This is a genomic window from Ensifer sp. SSB1, from assembly GCF_016652895.1.
Classification (GTDB): Bacteria; Pseudomonadota; Alphaproteobacteria; order Rhizobiales; family Rhizobiaceae; genus Ensifer.
Window position 1 is genome coordinate 89,739 of sequence record NZ_JAEPRP010000001.1, and the last position, 17,369, is coordinate 107,107.

Here is a 17,369-nt window from a genome sequence, read left to right on the forward strand (position 1 = left end):
CGATTGAATATGGTCAGAACTTGACCTGCGGTACCGCGCGATCGGCTTCGTTGGTGATCTCGAAATAGCCGGCCTTGACGAAGCGGAAGGCGTTGGCGATGAGGTTCGAAGGGAAGCTCTCGACCTTGACGTTGAGGTCGCGGGCCGCACCGTTGTAGTAGCGGCGCGACATCTGGATCTCGCCCTCGATCGTCTCCAACGAGCGCTGTAGCTCGGCAAAGTTTTCGTTGGCCTTCAGGTCCGGATAGGCTTCGGCCAGTGCGAACAGCTTGCCGAGCGCCTGGGAAAGCGCGCCCTCGGCCTGGGCCCGCCCCTCGACGTCGCCCGATGGCACCGCCTGGGCGCGGTTGCGCATGGCAATCACCTCTTCCAGCGTCGATTTCTCGTGCGCGGCATAGCCCTTCACCGTCTCGATGAGGTTGGGAATGAGATCGGCACGGCGCTTCAACTGCACATCGATGCCCGACCACGCCTCCTCGGCGATCTGCCGCGCCTTGACGAGACCGTTATAGACGAAAACCAGATACAGGATCACGACGACGGCAATTGCCAGACCGATCATAGGGCACCCTCCAAAGAATTCGCGCAGAGATTAGCATCCGCGTCTCAGCTTCATAGCGCTTTCTGCAGCACTCGGGCCGAGAAACGCACTCCTCCCCAATTGCCATTCGCAGCGTGAACACACTGTTCACCGCAGCAATGCGTCCTCACGCCGAAACATCTCGATTCCTGTTCCAATGGTAACGGCGACCGGGCGGTCGATGGGCGATAGTCCCCCCAACGAACAACCCGAAACCGAAGTGAAGCCCATGAAAACGCTCGCAACCCTCATCAACGTGACCGCCTTTACGGCGCTCTTCGTTGCCTATGCGAGCGTCGCCTCAGCCGAACGGCCGACCGGTGTTCGCCGCGCCTTGCAGACCTATTCCGGCCAAGTCTATACCGGCGCCTACCCCACCTTGAAGCCGTTCTGCAAGAACGACGTCAACGCAGCTCGGGTCATCTGACAACGGGACCGGCGATCGCAGCCGCGATCGCTTCCGCCGCTTCGTCGGCGCCGAGCACCGTCACGTCGATCTCGACCAACTGGTCGCCTTTGCCCCGCAGCAGCCTGTGAGCACGCCGCAATCCGAGGAGCACTTCGGGATCGGTCAACTTGTGCTGCTTGGCTCTGCCCGCCCGCGTTAGCCGCTTCAAGTTTTCCTCAAGACCGCAATCGATGACGACCGCGACGAAGCGCGCGCCCCGTCTTTGCGCGAGTGCAGCATAGTCTTCGAAGGCGCGGCTATCGGCGGCATCATCCGACAGCGCATCGGTAAAGACGAAGGATTGCTCGGCCGGCGCCTTGGCGATGTGTTCGAACACACTTTCGCGGATGGCCGCACGCAGCGAACGATAGAGGGGCGTGCCACGCGAAAACAGCGCCTCGGCTGGATTGATCAGCGTGTGGTTGTCGGCGAGGCGCGCGCCCAGTCTTTCAGCCAGATGGCGCGCGATCGTGAGCTTACCGGTTCCCGGCCAGCCGTTGATGTGAACGACGAGGCCGGCAGGCTCCTGGGTCAAGCGGCGTCCCGGTTGAAATTCGCGCCGCCGGCGTCGGTCAAGAGGAAGGCTTCGCCGCAGGCCTTGGCCAGCGTGCGCACCCGCAGGATGTAGCTCTGGCGCTCCGTGACCGAGATCACGCCGCGGGCATCGAGCAGGTTGAACACGTGGCTCGCCTTGATGCACTGGTCATAGGCCGGGAAGACGCATTTGTGCAGGTGGTTGTTGCTGTGATCGCCGGGCGCGCCGGCGGCGAGCAACGCCTGGCACTCGGCCTCCGCATCGATGAAATGCTGATGCAGCATGGCGGTGTTGGCATATTCGAAATTGTAGCGCGAATACTCCTGCTCGGCCTGCAGGAAGACGTCGCCGTAGCTGATCTTCTCGGCACCCTCGCGGCCGTTGAAGTTCAGGTCGTAGACGTTGTCGACGCCCTGCACATACATGGCGAGACGCTCGAGACCGTAGGTCAGCTCACCGGAAACCGGCGAGCACTCGATGCCGCAAACCTGCTGGAAATAGGTGAACTGCGACACTTCCATGCCATCGCACCAGCACTCCCAGCCAAGACCCCAGGCGCCGAGCGTCGGGCTCTCCCAGTCGTCCTCGACAAAACGAATGTCGTGCAGCAGCGGGTCGAGGCCGATCGCCTCCAGCGAGCCGAGATAGAGCTCCTGCAGGTTGGACGGGTTCGGCTTAAGCAGCACCTGGTACTGGTAGTAGTGCTGCAGTCGGTTCGGGTTTTCGCCGTAGCGGCCATCGGTCGGGCGGCGCGACGGCTGCACATAGGCGGCCCGCCACGGACGAGGCCCGAGCGCACGCAGGGTCGTTGCCGGATGGAAGGTACCGGCGCCCACTTCCATGTCGTAGGGCTGCAGCACAGCGCAACCCTTGTCGGCCCAGTAGTTGTGCAGTGTCAGGATCAGAGCCTGAAACGAGCGCTTCGGGTTCATATGATCAGGCAGAGTGGTCATGGATCGCGTCCGGATTTCTTCTAAAAAATGTGCCGGACAGGTGCCACGCCTGATGACAGGGGTCAAGCAACTACAGCGCCGGCCTGCCAATTAGACGCGCCGGAGCCTCCGCCCTCATTGATCCCGCTACTCGTCGTCGCGTTTCAGCCTGTACTCACCGGTTTCCGGATCCTGGACCAGCGTGCCCTGCGCCCCGGTCCGCTCTTCGCGGCGGGTCTGTTCGCGTTGGCGTGTCAGTTTTTGTGCATCGGCCACGAACTTGCGATAGCCGAGCCAGAAGACGAAACCTGCAATCAGGAGCAGGATGAGTTGCGGCATTGTTCCTCCAAGGACATCTCACGCAGGTCAGGGCTCAAAGCCCGAACCGCGCCCACAATGCCCTTTCCTCGATTGCTTCGGCAAGACCCGCGGCGGCCGATGCCGCCAAGGGCTCGACAATGGCGCCGGCAACGGCCGCGCCGGTCTGCCGGCGGCCGAAAAGGCTGCGCACCGGCTGGATGAGTTCGAGCCGCGCCTTGTCGCCATAGCGCTTCTTCACCTCGCCGCGCAGGTCGCCGAGACCATCGATGATACCGAGCTCCAGCCCACGCCGGCCGGTCCAGAAAAGGCCGGAGAAGATATCCGGATCGTCGGCGAGCAACTGCCCGCGACGCGCCTTCACCATCTGGATGAAGGTATCGTGGATATCGAGCTGAAGGTTCTTCAGAAAGGCGATGTCGTTTTCCTTTTCCGGCTGGAACGGATCGAGCATCACCTTGTTTTCACCGGCGGTATAGACGCGTCGTTCGACGCCGATCTTCTTCAGCAGTTCCGGAAAGCCGAAGCCGCCGGAGACGACGCCGATTGAGCCGACGATCGACGTCGGATCGGCGATGATCTCATCGCCGGCAAGCGCGATCATGTAGCCGCCAGACGCTGCGACGTCCTCGACGAAGATCAGCACACGCTTCTTCTTCTCCTGGGCGAGGTCGCGGATGCGCTGATAGATCAGGCGCGACTGCACCGGGGAGCCGCCGGGCGAATTGACCGAGATTGCGACAGCGGGCGCTTCCTTGATTGCGAAGGCCTTTTCCAGAAGCGGTGCTGCCGTTACCAGGTTGAGCGCGGGCCGGAATTGCCCGCCGCCGGCCATGATTGCGCCGTGAAGCCGGACGACGGGGATCGTCACGCCTTCCTTGCGAAATCGCCTCGGCAACAACCGTCTCAGGAACGCCTTCATTTCAACTCCTGCTTACTGGGTCACGTTGGAGCGGGATGCGGGCGAAAACCACGCAACATTCTTCCTGAATACCGCTCCGATGCCAAATGTATTGGCCCATCCATGGCATGTATGCACTGCCGCGACAAACGCAATGCCGCATACGGTAAATCATCGGCGGTGGTAGGCGGCGCGGCCGTTGTTGAGATCGTCGACATGATCGGCGAAGCGATGCCCCTCCTCGTGCATGACGAGCGGCGCGCGGAAGACCAGCCGCTTGCGGCTCTGCTTGATCGCGGTCACCAGAATGCGCACGGCATTTTCGCCGACGCGCGGATGAAGCGCGGTGATCTCGATACCGCCGAAGCGACGGCCGCAGGCGGCGATGATCTCGGCGATCGATTCCGGCCGGGCGATCAGCGACAACTGTCCGCCCGGCTTCATGATCGCGCCCGCCGTCTTCACCCAGACCTCGAAAAGCCCGTCGCTCATCGCATGGGCCTCAGCCTTGAGACTGTCTGGCGTCTTACGGTCGGACGCATCGTTGAAGGGCGGGTTCATGATCACGTGATCGAAACTGTCATCCGCCAGGCCCGCAGCGACACGCGCCTAGCCGGCAAGCGATACGTCCGCCTCCAGCACCGAGACCCGCGACGCAAAGCGCGCGTTTTCGGCGAGCTCCAAGCTGCGGCGGGCGTATTCCGCCATGACAGGCGAGCGCTCCACCAGCACCACTTCCGCGCCCTCCATCCGGGACGCGACGGCCATGCCGGCGGCACCTGCCCCGGCGCCGAGATCGGCGACCCGGCAGGGGTGATCCGAGGAAACGAGCGATGCCAGGATCATTGCGTCCATGCCGGAGCGATGCCCTTGCCCCAACGGCTGGACGACATGGAACTTGCCGCGATGGAACGCATCGACGGTTTCAGTTGCGGCAGAAGCCATTACGCGCGCCCCTGCGGCATCACCGGCTTGCACGGCACCCTCACGGCCGCAACTCCGCCTCGAGCCCGGCGTCGATCAGGATCCGCCGCGCGGCATCCGCGTCCTCGTCCGCGACCAGAAAACGGCGGGGCAGCAGGCCGAGCGAGCCCTCCAGAATGCTCATCCCCTGATCGGCGATGAGGCTTGCAATGCCGGCGTCCTTCATCAGGCTCTCGGCAAAGGAGAGCACGACGGCATCGTTGGTACGGATCAATTCCTTCATCCGGCGGTTTTTCCTGTCCTATTTCAGCAAGCGGGACAATTCGCCTCTTGCCGCACGTGGCACCCCTTCCTATTGTCGAAAGCGACAATGAAAACAGGAGTCCCGGTGTGGGCGTAGTGATACCGCTGGAAGACAGCAAAAACAAACAGGCGTCCGTTAAGCCGCTCGTCGACCTGACTGCGCCGGACATGGAGCGCGTCAACCAGCTCATCCTGTCGAAGGCCGGCTCCGACGTTCAGATGATTCCCGAGGTCGCCAACCACCTGATTTCTTCCGGCGGCAAGCGGCTGCGCCCGATGCTGACGCTCGCTTCCGCAGCGATGTTCGGCTACGAGGGCGACGCCCATGTCAAGCTCGCAACCAGCGTCGAATTCATGCACACGGCGACGCTGCTTCACGACGATGTCGTCGACGAAAGCGACCTTCGCCGCGGCAAGTCCACCGCCCGCACGATCTGGGGCAACCAGGCGAGCGTTCTGGTCGGCGACTTCCTGCTCGGCCAGGCCTTCCGCATGATGGTCGACGTCGGCTCGCTCGACGCGCTCGACGTGCTGTCGACCGCCGCTTCCGTCATTGCCGAAGGCGAAGTACTGCAGCTTTCCGTCGCCAAGAACATGGAGACGACCGAGGACGATTATCTCCAGGTCATCCGCGCGAAGACCGCTGCCCTGTTTGCCGCTGCCGCCGAAGTTGGGCCGATCGTCGCCCAGACCAGCAAATCCGACCGCAACGCGCTGAAATCCTATGGCATGAACCTCGGCCTCGCCTTCCAGCTCGTCGATGACGTGCTCGACTACGGTGGATCGTCGAGCGACCTCGGCAAGAACGTCGGCGATGACTTCCGCGAAGGAAAGATCACGCTTCCGGTCATCCTGTCCTACCGCCGCGGAACGGCCGAAGATCGGGCCTTCTGGCGCGAGGCGATCGAAGGCGGCGACAGCAGCGATGCCAATCTCGACAAGGCGCTCGGGCTGATCAAGCGCTATGGGGGCCTCAGCGATACCATCGCCCGCGCCCAGCACTACGGCACGATTGCCCGCGATGCGCTGGCACCGCTGCCGGCGTCACCCTGGAAATCGGCGCTCACCGAAGTCATCGACTTCTGCATCGATCGGGTAAGCTGACGAGGCTTCGGCAGAGCCAAGACAAACAACAGGAATTTCTTGCCGCGTTGCGCCAAAAAAGCCATTCTGTTCCTCAAGAGTTGTGCTGGGCTATATGTGGCTGACTCCGAAAACAACCCTCAGTGGTGCGATTGGCCGAGCAATCGGCACGAAAGGTTTGACATGCGGCAAATGACGATCCTCCGCCTCCTCAGCGGCGCAGCACTGTTGGCTCTCGCCGCAGTCAGCGGCAGCCACCAGGCCTTCGCGGAAGACAAGGCCGCCCCCGTCGAGGAAAGCGAGCCCTTCGACATCAAGTCGGTGAACACCTTCGCCGGCGCCTTCCTTGCAGCTCGCACCGCCGATACGGACCGCGACTTCGCATCGGCCACCCAGCTCTACCGGATCGCACTGCAGTTCGAACCGAACAACAACGACGTCAAGCAGCGGCTGATGATCACGCTGCTGATGGCTGGCCAGTTCGACGAGGGCGCGCAGATTGCCGAGCAGCTCAAGTCCGACCCGGCCGTCGAGCGCATCACCACCGTGATCCGCGCGATCGAAGCGATCCGCAAGCGCGAGTATCGCAATGCGCAGAAGCTCCTGAACTACCAGGGCCCGAACGATCTCGACCGGCTGATGAACGGGCTGCTTTCCGCCTGGGCGAAGTTCGGTCAGGGCAAGCCGAAGGAAGCGCTGGCAGAGATCAACGGCCTCCAAGGTCCCGACTGGTTCCGCGTGTTCAAGAATTATCATGCAGGCGCGATCGCAGTTGCCGCCGGCGACAAGCAGACAGCCCGGACCAGGCTCAACGACGCCATTCTCGATCGCGAAGGCGGAAGCGCTGCGCCTGATACCTTCATGCGTGCGGTCGAAGCGCTCGCCCGGTTCGAGGCACGCGAAGGCAACAAGCAGAAGGCGCTCGACACCGTCGCGGTCGGCGAGAACATGGTCAACAACTACACGCCGCTTCAGGCGCTGAGGACCGATATCGAGAATGGTGTTCCGCAGGAACAGCAGGTCAAGAACGCCAGCCAGGGTGCTGCAGCCGTGCTCTTCTCGATTGGCGCTGCCCTCAACCGCGACGGCGCCGAAGATATCGTTTCGCTCTATCTGCAGACCGCGCGCCGGCTTGACCCCGACAGCGCCGACATCCTGGTGATGCTCGGCGGGATCGCCGAGAACCTGAAGAAGCCGAACGAGGCAATCGAACTCTACAAGGCTATCCCGGAAAAATCGCCGATGCGGCGCGTTTCGGAGCTGCAGCTCGGCCTGAGCCTCGCCAGCATCGGCAAGGTCGACGAGGCGAAGCAGCATCTGAAGGCGCTGATCGACGTCGACCCGAAGAACATCCGCAACTATCTCGCCTATGGCAGCGTGCTTTCCGATGCCAAGGACTACAAGGAGATGGGAGCGCTCTACGACAAGGCTGTCGAACAGATCGGGTCGGTGCCGAAGCGTACCGACTGGACCGTCTTCTTCCAGCGCGGTATCGCCTACGAGCGCCAGAAGCTCTGGGACAAGGCCGAACCGAACTTCAAGAAGGCGCTGGAGCTCAATCCGGACCAACCGCAGGTTCTGAACTATCTCGGCTATTCCTGGGTCGACATGAACATCAATCTCGACGAAGGCCTCGAGATGATCCGCAAGGCGGTCGAGCTGAAACCGGATGACGGCTACATCGTCGATTCGCTCGGCTGGGCCTATTTCCGCATGAACCGCTTCGACGATGCGGTGGTGGAACTGGAAAAGGCGGCTGAACTGATGGCTGGCGACCCGACCATCAACGATCACCTCGGCGACGCCTACTGGCGCGTCGGCCGCAAGCTCGAAGCCGTGTTCCAGTGGACGCAGACGCTTGAGCTGAAGCCCGAGGAAGCCGAGATCCCGAAGATCAAGGCGAAGATCGAAAACGGCCTGCCGCCGCTGAAGGAAGAGGTCCCTGCCTCTGCCGACGCCAAGGAAACCGCGCCGAAGAAAGTGACCCCGGAGGCGCCGGCGCCGGACAAGAAGTCCTGATCGATCCATGACCGAGGACGGCATTGCGGGCTTCACGCTGACACGCGCGGCGCCCGCAAAGATCAACTTGGCGCTCCATGTCGTCGGCCAGCGGGCCGACGGCCACCATCTTCTAGAAAGCCTCGTCACCTTCGCCGATCGCGGCGACCGCATCGGCCTTGCATCGGCAAACGCCGATCTCTTCACCGTTTCGGGGCCTTTTGCTGCCGAACTGCCCATGGATGCCAGCGCTGAGGGCGGCAATCTGGTGCTAAAGGCGCGGGACCTCCTGCGTGCGGAACTGCGCGCGCGCGATCCCGCCGCCGCTGGCACTGTTCACCTGCATCTCGAAAAGAACTTGCCCCTCGCCTCCGGTATCGGTGGCGGATCTGCGGACGCGGCGGCCACGCTGCTCGGGCTTCTCGAACTTTGGGGCGCCACGATCGAACCTTCTCGCCTCGACGAGATGGCATTGGCGCTGGGCGCCGACGTGCCGATGTGTCTTGCCGGCATGCCCCTCGTGGCGAAGGGCATCGGCGAGGAGATCACGCCGCTCGCCCACCTTCCATCCCTGTCCCTCGTGCTCGTCAATCCGCTCGTTGCCGTTTCGACGCCTGTGGTCTTCCGGACGCTTTCAAACAAGACCAATCCACCGCTCGTTCTGCCGCAGAACCTTGGAACGATCGACGCATGGCTGGCGGCCATGGCGGCAATGCGCAACGATCTGCAGCCGCCGGCGCAGCAGTTGCAGCCGGTGGTAAGCGATGTCTGCCAAGTGCTGACGGAAGCAGGCGCGACGCTGGTGCGGATGTCAGGCTCAGGCGCAACCTGCTTCGGCATTTTCGACAACGGTGCGCATGCGGCTGCGACAGCGCGCACTCTTTCGGAGGCGCAACCCGGCTGGTACGTTCTCGCCTGCAACACGACAGGAAGAGGCAAATAGAATGGCCGGCATCGACGAAAAACGTCCCTTCATTCCCATCGGAATTGCTGTTCTCACCGTGTCCGATACGCGCACGCTCGCAGACGACAAATCGGGCGACACGCTGGAAGCGCGGGTGCGTGACGCCGGTCATCGCCTCGAAGCTCGCGCGATCGTGCCGGATGATCGGGCGAAGATTTACGACCAGGTAAAGGCCTGGACGCTGGAGCCGACGATCGACGTGGTGATCACGACCGGCGGCACGGGTTTCACCGGCCGGGATGTGACGCCGGAGGCGCTGGAGCCGCTGTTCGAAAAACGCATGGACGGCTTCTCCGAAGTGTTCCACCAGATTTCCTACGAAAAGATCGGCACCTCGACCATCCAGTCGCGCGCGACCGGCGGGGTCGCCAACGCCACCTTCATCTTCGTTCTGCCGGGATCGCCAGGGGCCTGCCGGGACGCCTGGGACGGCATCTTGAAGCAGCAGCTCGACTACCGGCACATGCCCTGCAATTTCGTCGAGATCATGCCCCGACTCGACGAGCACCTGAAACGCGGCTGAGCCGGAACCCGCCACGCGCAACCATCGCTCTTCGGGCGCGTCTGTTACCTTTGTAACTGACAGCCATTTTTCCTGTCGTTAGCGTCCGATCATCAGCCAAGCGAAATCGGCCGCCGCACCTTTTTCTTTGGGCTGTATGAACGCCTCCCCGCCAATATCCCCGGGCGGGGAGAACAAAGGGATACGACGTGCAGCCAGAATGCTGCCCGGCAAGAACTTTATCAGACAAGGTCATTTGAGAGACGCCTTGAGGTGCCGTCCCCTGGACTGGCACCTTTTTAGTGCGTGGAGTTCAAGGGCGCGCCGGTCTGCCTTCGATGGCAACCCAGGCCGGAACGAGCTCGGTAGGGAGCTTGCGAACGGCCCGGACGTTCGTCATGTCGCCGAGGCAACGGTTGCCCGCCGCCGCCGCCAGGGCATCGTTTTTGTTCATCAGGAAACCCGCTTCCAGCGGCTTCTTTCGCCGGACCATACGGCTGAAAAACGGCTTGCGATGCATCCGGGAATCGGAGAACCGCGCGGGCGTCCTGTTCAGCGAGACGTATTCGGCAAGCTCGTCGATCCAGCGACCGATCGGGCGCGCGCCGGGCTCGAGCAACATCAGCCATTCGCCGCGTGCCGAGCGCACGACATCGCCGAGATCCCAATCGAGGCAAAAGCGGCAACCGGCGGCCTCGGCCACGCGCGACGAACCATCCCTTGAGCCATGATCGAGGATGATCACGTCGCTGACGAGGCCCTCCACCGCGCCGGCAACGAGCACCGAGAGCGTCTGCACCAGTTCGGATTCGTTGTCCCGTGTTTCCATGATAATCGTCAGCATAGCCCGTCCTACCGCATCACCCTTACAATTGCTACATCCGCAGACCCGCGGAGGCAGCTTGCTGGGAGGCATCTTGGATCCACACCAAAACCTTCTGCTTTTTTGTTCTTGAATTGTTCTTGTTTTCGCGATAGGAAAATAGTCAGAACAAAACGGGATCAGAAATCTGGTTCCGGGGAGATTCCAATGACCGAGCTGTCTCAGATCAGGCAGGGTGCGCTCGCACCCGCCAATACGGCAGATGTCGCCGACGCGATGATGAGCGCAACCGGATTGCGGATCGACATCGACCGTCGCCGCGGGCGCGGTGCCGGGCTCAACATGTCAGGCCGCTTCGAGCCACAGGCGCGGGAAAGCTTCGACGACGGCTGGGAAAGCCTGGAGGACCTGCCACCGTTCAAGACCGAAGTGCAGGTCGAGAAGCCGCGGACGGTGATCACGCGGAACGATTCTCCCGATATCTCCTTCGATCGTTCGATCAACCCCTATCGCGGATGCGAGCACGGCTGCATCTATTGCTTCGCCCGTCCGACGCATGCCTTCATGGGCCTCTCGGCAGGCCTGGATTTCGAAGCCAAGCTCTTTGCCAAACCAGATGCTGCGCGGCTTCTGGAGCGCGAACTGGCGCGGCCGGATTACAAGGTCAGGCCAATCGCCATTGGTACCAACACAGATCCCTATCAGCCGATCGAAAAGGAATGGCGCATCATGCGCCAGATCCTGGAAGTACTCAGCGAGGCCAATCATCCGGTCATGATCGTCACGAAATCGGCGATGGTGACCCGCGACATCGACATTCTCGCGCCGATGGCCGAGAAGGGGCTGGTCCGGGTCGGCATCTCGGTCACGACGCTCGATCGCAAACTGGCACGAACGATGGAGCCGCGCGCTGCGACGCCTCCCAAGCGCCTGGAGGCGATTCGCGCCCTCGCCGAGGCGGGCATCCCCGCCGGCGTTCTCGTCTCGCCCATCATCCCCGCGCTCAACGACCATGAGATCGAGCGAGTGCTCGAAGCGGCCAGGACAGCTGGGGCAACCGAAGCGAGTTACGTTCTTTTGCGGCTGCCGCTGGAAGTTAGCCCGCTGTTTCGTGACTGGCTGCTGCGCAACTATCCGGACCGCTACCGCCATGTCATGTCACTCATCCGCTCCATGCGGGGCGGCAAGGACTACGACGCTGAATTCGGCAAGCGCATGAAAGGCGCCGGTCCCTATGCCTGGCAGATCGGCCGCCGCTTCGATCTCGCCACAAAGCGCCTTGGCTTCAACCCGACACGCCGGCAGCTTCGCGACGACCTCTTCGTGCCGCCGCTGGGAACGGGGGTGCAACTCTCGCTTCTTTGACGATTTTCCCGGTGGCCGGCGCAGAGCCATTCCGGGTTCGTGACCGATGCTGCGCGCTGACGATGCCGGGAGATGGGATACCGCCGCCAATTCCCCTCAGCAAGCGGTGCCAGCGCCCAGAGGTCACAAAGCAGTTCCGATGCCCTGCCCCCGCCTGGGGCATCGGCCATCCCCCGTCCGCCGCCGCACTCGGACCTGGGGGCTTGAAGAGAATCGGTCGATCATGCGAATTAGACTCATGTCTCGCAGGTCGTCCGATTCTCCCCTTTTTCCCGATATCATCGAAGCACCCGATTTCAGTTTTGAACTCTCGGCGAAGGGGGACGGTTTCTGGCCTGTCGCCGGCGCCGATGAAGCTGGCCGCGGCCCGCTCGCAGGGCCGGTCGTAGCAGCCGCAGTCATCCTGGATCCCGACGCCATTCCCGAAGGCCTCGATGACAGCAAGAAGCTCAGCGCCCAGGCACGCGAGAGGCTGTTCGAAGCAATTCTCGCGACATCGGAGGTGTCGATCGCCTCAGCTTCCGCCGGCACGATCGATGCCACAGATATCCGCAAGGCAAGTCTGGAAGCGATGCGGCGCGCGGTGGCGGGCCTCACCTCGTCCGCCCGCTTCGTGCTCGTCGACGGCCGTGACGTGCCGCCCGGGCTTTCATGCCACGCCAAAGCTGTCGTGAAGGGTGACGCGCGGTCGTTGTCGATCGCCGCTGCTTCGATTGTCGCCAAGGTTACCCGAGATCGCATGATGGCCCGCGCCGATCTCGCCCATCCCGGTTACGGCTTCGCGCTCCATGCCGGCTATGCGACCGTGACCCATCGCCGCGCCATTGAAGCCCAAGGCCCCTGCGCTCTTCACCGCATGAGCTTCCGGCCGTTGCGGCAAGACGGCTAGCGCCTGCCCCATCCTCAATAGACGATCAACCCGACGCGCCCGGTTCCGAAACGCGCGGATGGCTGACCTCGACGCACCTTCACCGCGCCTACGCGGCCAACAGTCGCGCCATCGGACACGATACCGGGCTGGAAGCGCCGACGACATCCCGGCCGTCCGGCTGTGTCTCGGGCAGGCAGCAGCGCGACTGCCGGCATAGGCCCACCCGGGCTCGACCACCACACGCTTGGAAAGGCGTCACTCGGCGCATGGTACAAACAAAAAGCCCCGCACAAGGCGGGGCTCTTTCAATCGGGAATGTCCTGGCGGCTTAGTTCAGGCGTGCCTTGACTTCGCCAAGCGCCTTCTTGAACAGGTCACTCTGTGCACCGGCGTCCGCCTTGGCGGCAACGACCTTCTCGGCAGCGGCAATCGCCAGATCGACAGCAGCGGAACGGACGGCGTTGATCGCGTCGCTTTCAGCCTGCTTGATCTTCTGCTCCGAGAGAGCCGTGCGACGCGCAACGTATTCCTCGGTCTTCTGCTTGGCTTCCGCCGTCAGCATTTCGGCTTCGCGCTGAGCGGCAGCGACGATACCGGCAGCTTCCGCTTCAGCATCCTTACGCTTGCGCTGGTACTCGGCAACAAGGCTCTGTGCTTCTTCGCGCAGGCGCTTTGCTTCAGTCAGCTCGTTACCGATCTTTTCGGCGCGGGCGTCGAGCGCCTTGCCGATCATGCCCGGAACCTTGAGATAGGCGATCAGGACGAAGAACAGGATCAGGCCAACGAAGGCATAGAAAGTTGCATCAAGATGCATGGCTCAGTGCTCCTCAGTTGCCAGCCGATGCCTTGACGGCAGCGGTGATCTCGGCCTTGGTGACGGTTCCACCGATCAGCTGCTGAACGACAGCGGTCGCGGTTTCCTCGGCGATGGCACCGACGTCGGCCAGTGCCTTTGCCTTGATGTCGGCGATGCGGTCTTCCGCGGCCGAAATCTTCTTGGCGAGATCGGCTTCGACGGCCGTGCGGTCTGCATTGGCCTTGGCCTTTGCCGATTCGCGAGCGTCGTCAGCAATCTTGTGACCCTTGGACTTGGCCGTTGCCAGGTCCTGCTCGTAGGAAGCGATGGCGGCGTCTGCTTCGCCCTTGAGGCGGGACGCTTCATCGAGATCCTGAGCGATCCGATCGTGACGGGTTTCGAGAATTCCGCCGATCCGCGGAATGATGACCTTCGACATCAGAAGATAGAAGAGGCCGAACGTGATCGCGAGCCAGAGCAGCTGCGATGCGAAATGGGTCGAATCGAAGGGCGGGAACACGCCGGAACCAGCCTCGCCTTCGTGGGCCACACCCGTTTCGGTGTGCACCTCACCGGCCGCAGCGGCATCGTGTGCTTCGGCGCCTTCAGTGGTGGTTGACTGCTGGGCATACGCCGCGGTCACAAACATGCTCACCTCCAGGTGCACTCAAGAATATGCGCGGCCGCGGCCTTTTGACGGGCCGCGGCCGAAACTCCAGCCGGTATTAGACGGCGAAGAGGAGGAGCAGGGCTACGAGCAGCGAGAAGATGCCCAGAGCTTCCGTAACGGCGAAGCCGAATACGAGGCGGCCGAACTGGCCGTCAGCAGCCGACGGGTTGCGCAGTGCGCCAGAGAGGTAGCTGCCGAAGATGTTGCCGAGGCCGAGAGCCGTGCCGGCCATGCCGAGGCAAGCCAGACCTGCGCCGATGTACTTTGCTGCTTCCGCTTCCATGATTGAACTCCTTCGAATGGTGTTGCGGCTTAGGATTGCGCTTCCGGCGGAGGGCCGGCCGGAAGCAAGCGACTGTATTCCTTAGTGGCTTCCGGGATGGACAGCGTCGTTGAGGTACATGCAGGTCAGTACCGCAAAGACATAGGCCTGGAGGAAGCAGACGAGGAATTCAAGACCGGTAATGGCGACGGTCATGATGAGCGGCAGGATGGCGCCACCGATGCCGAGCGCGCCGAGGGCGCTGAGCGAGGTGACGAAGCCTGCGAAAACCTTCAGCGTGATGTGGCCGGCCAGCATGTTGGCGAAGAGGCGGACCGAAAGGCTGATGGGGCGGGAAAGGAACGAGATGATTTCGATCGCGACGACGAGCGGCAGAAGCACGCCGGGTACGCCATGCGGCACGAAAAGCTTCAGGAAGCCGAAACCGTGCTTGTAGAAACCATAGAGAATAACGGTGCCGATAACGAACAGCGCCAGAGCGAAAGTGACGATGATCTGGCTGGTGACCGTGAAGAAATAGGGCATCATGCCGAGCAGGTTCGCCGTCAGGATGAACATGAACAGCGAGAACACCATCGGGAAAAACTTCATGCCGCCGCTGCCAGCGCCTTCGCGCAGCATCGAGGCGATGAATTCGTAGGACATTTCCGAAACCGACTGCATGCGGGTCGGGATCAGACCGCGCTGCGACGTCGTCAGATAAAGGAAGCCTGCCGCGGCACCGACGGTCGCAACCATGAACAGCGACGCATTGGTGAAGGAAAAGTCAAGTCCGCCAATCTCGATCGGGACAATCTTATTGACCAGGAACTGGTGGGTCGGATCGTTTGACACCGCGCTTCTCTTTCGTTCTGCCCGCCCAAGAGCGGAAACCGTTTTCTTCGGGGCAACGCCTCAGCGGGCGTCTCCGTCCTTCTTGTCATTCCTAGGGCCGCCTCTTCCGGCTTCCGGTGTTGCCACCATACCGGCCGAGCGCAGCACATTCAGCACGCCAGCGCAGAAGCCAAGAAGCAGGAAGACGATCATGCCCCACGGCCCTGTACCCGCAAAGTGGTCCAAAAGATAGCCCAGAAACGCCCCGACAACGATCGCGGCGATGAATTCGCTCGAGAGCTTCATCGCCGCCGCATAGCCCTTGCGGCTTTCGGCGGCACGGGCCTCCACTGCATCAGGCGCATGAGGCTTCTTGGCCTCAATCTTCTCGCCGAGCTGCTTCAGCCGCGCTTCCAGACTTTCTTCAGGTTTCTCCGCCACGTGGCTACTCCCTTGCCGTCCTCATCGGGTCTTGGACCGCGATTTCGGTCATACAATAGGCCAGCGTTCAAGCCACGTTTCGGCCCCATTTGAAGTCGCGCGCAACATAGTTTTAGGCACCCGCATAGTCAAGGCATGCAGGCCGCTTCACCGTGGACAATATTATCACGATAATTCAAATGGTTAGGCGCTTACCACGCGATCCTCGGCAAGGTTGGAGGCGGGAATCGCGCACTCGGCCTGCAGGAATCTGCGCTCCATGCCCGGAAGCCAAAGACGGCGAAATCGCGTCAGAAGCCGATCAGCTCCAGCCGCCGCCATAGGTGCGGTAGAAGATGTGCATGCCGATCTTGCCGACCCGCTTCATCGTCTTCGCCCACGGCGGATTGACGTAGGTGGCATGGTAGTGCGTGGCCGACCCCACTTCCGGCAGCCAGATCTTGCCCGCCGTGACCGCCATCGCCACGTCCTTGGCCGTCTTCCAATGCGAGCGGGAATAGATCAGGTCGCGGATCATGTCGCAGGCAAATGAAAACTGGCAGCGGTTGCGCCAGGTCTTGTTCTGATAGACGACGCCGCAGATGGTTTTCGGATAGGTCGGATTGCGGACGCGATTGAGAATCACCTGCGCCACCGCCGCCTGGCCCTTGAGCGACTCGCTGCGCGCTTCGAAGTAGATGCCTTCCGCAAGGCAGGTCTGTTCTTCCTTGCTGAAAACGGCCGGCGGCAGCACGGTTGCGGCCCAGGCATGATCGTCCGGTGCGATCTCGGGAATGAAGCGACCGGCATTCTCGTCTTCGCGCAGGATCGAATCGAAGGGCGATTCACGCGCATAGTCCGGCTCGGGCCGGACGTAAGCAGTCGCAAGAATGTCGGGCTTGTTGTTCGTCACGAGCTTGGCCAGCATCGGCGAAACACCGGGATCCACCTTTGGCGGCTTCTTTCTATAGAAGGCCGTGGCGATCTCGATCTCCTTGCCCTTGATACGCGACTTGGCGAAGACCATCTTCTCGCCCTCCTCGAAGCGCGGCTCCGTCAAAGAGCTCGTGCGCTGCAGGATGGAGCCGGCGGTAAAATCCTTCGGCGGCGTCACCGGCGTGACGGCGACGATGCGCCCCTTCTTGGCGCGGCGATTGACGCGTTCCTCGTCGGGCGTACCGGAGTGCTTGGTCTCCGAGGTGAGTGCGACGCGGCTGCCGTCGGGCATGTTGATGCCGGCGCCGCCATCAAGCGCACCGGTCGTGATCGGATCGGCAAAAACCATCTCGACTTCGTGGATCGAGCCTGCCGGTGACGGCGTCATATACATGCGCCAGCGTTCGCCGCCGCGATTGATGCCGGAGAGGAAGGTCGCCAGGTCCGCATAGGCTGCAACGGAGGGGAAGCCGAGATAGAGCGCGAGGCCGATGATTGCAGGCGCCATCCACGCAGGCACGTTCAGGCGAGACTTTTGACGCAGGTTCCGACTCTTACGCATCAACCGACTCCACGCAACGCTTGACGAACGGCACGGCTTCGCCCGCGCCGGCCGGAGACCAGCGTCGGAGATTCCGCGCGGGAAGCTAAGACAATGAGGCGGCCGGACACCCCGCCGGAGCCGCTTCGTTCGAGCCTTGAAAATGAAGCATTAACCTTGATGTTTGGTTAATGCGGTGGCGCTGAAAGACAGGGGCATCACAAGCAAACGGAGCCGTTTCCGACCGGGAACGGCTCCGTATTTCTCTTCGCGGACGCGAGGCCCCAGCCCGGCGCACCGGACAGGCGGGCAAGACGATCAAATAATGACGTGCGAACCGAGCTCTACGACCCGGTTGGTCGG

Annotated in this window: 20 protein-coding genes and 1 pseudogene; 7 read left to right on the forward strand and 14 right to left on the reverse strand. The window is 62.3% G+C overall.

The genetic code is table 11. The features are described from left to right. Window positions 1–13: 13 nt before the first annotated feature. Window positions 14–562 (reverse strand): LemA family protein, encoded by a 549-nt coding sequence (locus tag I8N66_RS00405; RefSeq protein WP_058320413.1) that lies wholly within the window; start codon window positions 560–562, stop codon window positions 14–16. Between the two features lie 247 nt (window positions 563–809). On the opposite strand from I8N66_RS00405, the gene I8N66_RS00410 reads away from it, so the two are divergent. Further along, entirely contained in the window at window positions 810–1,007 is a 198-nt protein-coding gene (locus I8N66_RS00410; RefSeq protein ID WP_113538035.1) for a hypothetical protein, read from the forward strand. Here the strand turns inward: I8N66_RS00410 and I8N66_RS00415 are convergent. The 6 genes and pseudogenes from I8N66_RS00415 to I8N66_RS00440 all read right to left on the reverse strand — a co-directional run bounded on the left by I8N66_RS00415 (window position 1,000) and on the right by I8N66_RS00440 (window position 4,921). Next, window positions 1,000–1,563, reverse strand: coding sequence for an AAA family ATPase (locus I8N66_RS00415; RefSeq protein WP_291148327.1), 564 nt, complete (start codon window positions 1,561–1,563; stop codon window positions 1,000–1,002). The two genes, I8N66_RS00410 and I8N66_RS00415, sit on opposite strands and share 8 nt — an antisense overlap. Then, a complete protein-coding gene (locus I8N66_RS00420) occupies window positions 1,560–2,516 on the reverse strand; it encodes a glycine--tRNA ligase subunit alpha (protein ID WP_113538037.1) in 957 nt (318 codons plus the stop codon). Before I8N66_RS00420 ends, I8N66_RS00415 begins: the two co-directional genes overlap by 4 nt. 126 nt (window positions 2,517–2,642) lie before the next feature. Continuing rightward, a complete protein-coding gene (locus I8N66_RS00425; protein ID WP_057250790.1) occupies window positions 2,643–2,834 on the reverse strand; it encodes a hypothetical protein in 192 nt (63 codons plus the stop codon). Window positions 2,835–2,868: 34 nt separating this feature from the next. After that, the gene (locus I8N66_RS00430) at window positions 2,869–3,735 is read right to left on the reverse strand and encodes a S49 family peptidase (protein WP_291148330.1); all 867 of its coding nucleotides are present in this window, start codon (window positions 3,733–3,735) and stop codon (window positions 2,869–2,871) included. A 150-nt stretch (window positions 3,736–3,885) separates the two neighbouring features. Continuing rightward, window positions 3,886–4,659 (reverse strand): annotated as a pseudogene (locus I8N66_RS00435) (tRNA1(Val) (adenine(37)-N6)-methyltransferase). A 40-nt stretch (window positions 4,660–4,699) separates the two neighbouring features. Further along, window positions 4,700–4,921: a DUF2007 domain-containing protein gene (locus I8N66_RS00440; protein ID WP_113538040.1), complete on the reverse strand. Its 222-nt coding sequence runs from the start codon at window positions 4,919–4,921 to the stop codon at window positions 4,700–4,702. Between the two features lie 107 nt (window positions 4,922–5,028). Between I8N66_RS00440 and I8N66_RS00445 the strand changes: the two genes are divergently transcribed. The 4 genes from I8N66_RS00445 to moaB all read left to right on the forward strand — a co-directional run bounded on the left by I8N66_RS00445 (window position 5,029) and on the right by moaB (window position 9,509). Further along, window positions 5,029–6,045 carry a polyprenyl synthetase family protein gene (locus I8N66_RS00445; protein ID WP_113538041.1) on the forward strand — a complete coding sequence of 339 codons (1,017 nt, stop codon included), beginning with the start codon at window positions 5,029–5,031 and terminating at the stop codon, window positions 6,043–6,045. A gap of 162 nt (window positions 6,046–6,207) precedes the next feature. Further along, on the forward strand, window positions 6,208–8,043 hold the full coding sequence (locus I8N66_RS00450; RefSeq protein WP_291148333.1) for a tetratricopeptide repeat protein: 1,836 nt from the start codon (window positions 6,208–6,210) through the stop codon (window positions 8,041–8,043). A 7-nt stretch (window positions 8,044–8,050) separates the two neighbouring features. Further along, complete coding sequence (locus I8N66_RS00455) at window positions 8,051–8,965, forward strand: 4-(cytidine 5'-diphospho)-2-C-methyl-D-erythritol kinase (protein ID WP_113538043.1); 915 nt, start codon at window positions 8,051–8,053, stop codon at window positions 8,963–8,965. A 1-nt stretch (window position 8,966) separates the two neighbouring features. After that, window positions 8,967–9,509, forward strand: a complete 543-nt coding sequence (gene moaB / locus I8N66_RS00460) for a molybdenum cofactor biosynthesis protein B (RefSeq protein WP_113538044.1) — start codon at window positions 8,967–8,969, stop codon at window positions 9,507–9,509. Window positions 9,510–9,801: 292 nt separating this feature from the next. Here the strand turns inward: moaB and I8N66_RS00465 are convergent, their stop codons facing one another. Further along, entirely contained in the window at window positions 9,802–10,332 is a 531-nt protein-coding gene (locus I8N66_RS00465) for a glycosyl transferase (RefSeq protein WP_113538045.1), read from the reverse strand. 186 nt (window positions 10,333–10,518) lie between these two features. On the opposite strand from I8N66_RS00465, the gene I8N66_RS00470 reads away from it, so the two are divergent. Next, a complete protein-coding gene (locus I8N66_RS00470) occupies window positions 10,519–11,676 on the forward strand; it encodes a PA0069 family radical SAM protein (protein ID WP_113538046.1) in 1,158 nt (385 codons plus the stop codon). Window positions 11,677–11,914: 238 nt separating this feature from the next. Continuing rightward, window positions 11,915–12,565 (forward strand): ribonuclease HII, encoded by a 651-nt coding sequence (locus I8N66_RS00475; RefSeq protein WP_113538047.1) that lies wholly within the window; start codon window positions 11,915–11,917, stop codon window positions 12,563–12,565. A gap of 310 nt (window positions 12,566–12,875) precedes the next feature. Here the strand turns inward: I8N66_RS00475 and I8N66_RS00480 are convergent, their stop codons facing one another. The 6 genes from I8N66_RS00480 to I8N66_RS00505 form a co-directional block, all read right to left on the reverse strand. Further along, window positions 12,876–13,361 (reverse strand): F0F1 ATP synthase subunit B, encoded by a 486-nt coding sequence (locus I8N66_RS00480; RefSeq protein ID WP_113538048.1) that lies wholly within the window; start codon window positions 13,359–13,361, stop codon window positions 12,876–12,878. Window positions 13,362–13,374: 13 nt separating this feature from the next. Beyond that, entirely contained in the window at window positions 13,375–13,992 is a 618-nt protein-coding gene (locus I8N66_RS00485) for a F0F1 ATP synthase subunit B (RefSeq protein ID WP_113538049.1), read from the reverse strand. 76 nt (window positions 13,993–14,068) lie between these two features. Then, window positions 14,069–14,296 carry a F0F1 ATP synthase subunit C gene (locus I8N66_RS00490; protein WP_025426100.1) on the reverse strand — a complete coding sequence of 76 codons (228 nt, stop codon included), beginning with the start codon at window positions 14,294–14,296 and terminating at the stop codon, window positions 14,069–14,071. Between the two features lie 81 nt (window positions 14,297–14,377). Next, window positions 14,378–15,130 (reverse strand): F0F1 ATP synthase subunit A, encoded by a 753-nt coding sequence (locus tag I8N66_RS00495; RefSeq protein ID WP_113538050.1) that lies wholly within the window; start codon window positions 15,128–15,130, stop codon window positions 14,378–14,380. A gap of 60 nt (window positions 15,131–15,190) precedes the next feature. Continuing rightward, window positions 15,191–15,550: an AtpZ/AtpI family protein gene (locus tag I8N66_RS00500; protein ID WP_113538051.1), complete on the reverse strand. Its 360-nt coding sequence runs from the start codon at window positions 15,548–15,550 to the stop codon at window positions 15,191–15,193. A 301-nt stretch (window positions 15,551–15,851) separates the two neighbouring features. Continuing rightward, complete coding sequence (locus I8N66_RS00505) at window positions 15,852–17,027, reverse strand: cell wall hydrolase (RefSeq protein WP_291148375.1); 1,176 nt, start codon at window positions 17,025–17,027, stop codon at window positions 15,852–15,854. Window positions 17,028–17,369: the final 342 nt, after the last annotated feature.

Bases quoted from the DNA above. Each gene is read 5' to 3' on its own strand.
- I8N66_RS00425 (WP_057250790.1), bottom strand. From the start codon at position 2,834: ATGCCGCAACTCATCCTGCTCCTGATTGCAGGTTTCGTCTTCTGGCTC.
- I8N66_RS00475 (WP_113538047.1), top strand. From the start codon at position 11,915: ATGTCTCGCAGGTCGTCCGATTCTCCCCTTTTTCCCGATATCATCGAA.
- I8N66_RS00455 (WP_113538043.1), top strand. From the start codon at position 8,051: ATGACCGAGGACGGCATTGCGGGCTTCACGCTGACACGCGCGGCGCCC.
- I8N66_RS00470 (WP_113538046.1), top strand. From the start codon at position 10,519: ATGACCGAGCTGTCTCAGATCAGGCAGGGTGCGCTCGCACCCGCCAAT.
- moaB (WP_113538044.1), top strand. From the start codon at position 8,967: ATGGCCGGCATCGACGAAAAACGTCCCTTCATTCCCATCGGAATTGCT.
- I8N66_RS00450 (WP_291148333.1), top strand. From the start codon at position 6,208: ATGCGGCAAATGACGATCCTCCGCCTCCTCAGCGGCGCAGCACTGTTG.
- I8N66_RS00405 (WP_058320413.1), bottom strand. From the start codon at position 562: ATGATCGGTCTGGCAATTGCCGTCGTCGTGATCCTGTATCTGGTTTTC.
- I8N66_RS00485 (WP_113538049.1), bottom strand. From the start codon at position 13,992: ATGTTTGTGACCGCGGCGTATGCCCAGCAGTCAACCACCACTGAAGGC.
- I8N66_RS00505 (WP_291148375.1), bottom strand. From the start codon at position 17,027: ATGCGTAAGAGTCGGAACCTGCGTCAAAAGTCTCGCCTGAACGTGCCT.
- I8N66_RS00430 (WP_291148330.1), bottom strand. From the start codon at position 3,735: ATGAAGGCGTTCCTGAGACGGTTGTTGCCGAGGCGATTTCGCAAGGAA.
- I8N66_RS00410 (WP_113538035.1), top strand. From the start codon at position 810: ATGAAAACGCTCGCAACCCTCATCAACGTGACCGCCTTTACGGCGCTC.
- I8N66_RS00465 (WP_113538045.1), bottom strand. From the start codon at position 10,332: ATGCTGACGATTATCATGGAAACACGGGACAACGAATCCGAACTGGTG.
- I8N66_RS00480 (WP_113538048.1), bottom strand. From the start codon at position 13,361: ATGCATCTTGATGCAACTTTCTATGCCTTCGTTGGCCTGATCCTGTTC.
- I8N66_RS00440 (WP_113538040.1), bottom strand. From the start codon at position 4,921: ATGAAGGAATTGATCCGTACCAACGATGCCGTCGTGCTCTCCTTTGCC.
- I8N66_RS00490 (WP_025426100.1), bottom strand. From the start codon at position 14,296: ATGGAAGCGGAAGCAGCAAAGTACATCGGCGCAGGTCTGGCTTGCCTC.
- I8N66_RS00420 (WP_113538037.1), bottom strand. From the start codon at position 2,516: ATGACCACTCTGCCTGATCATATGAACCCGAAGCGCTCGTTTCAGGCT.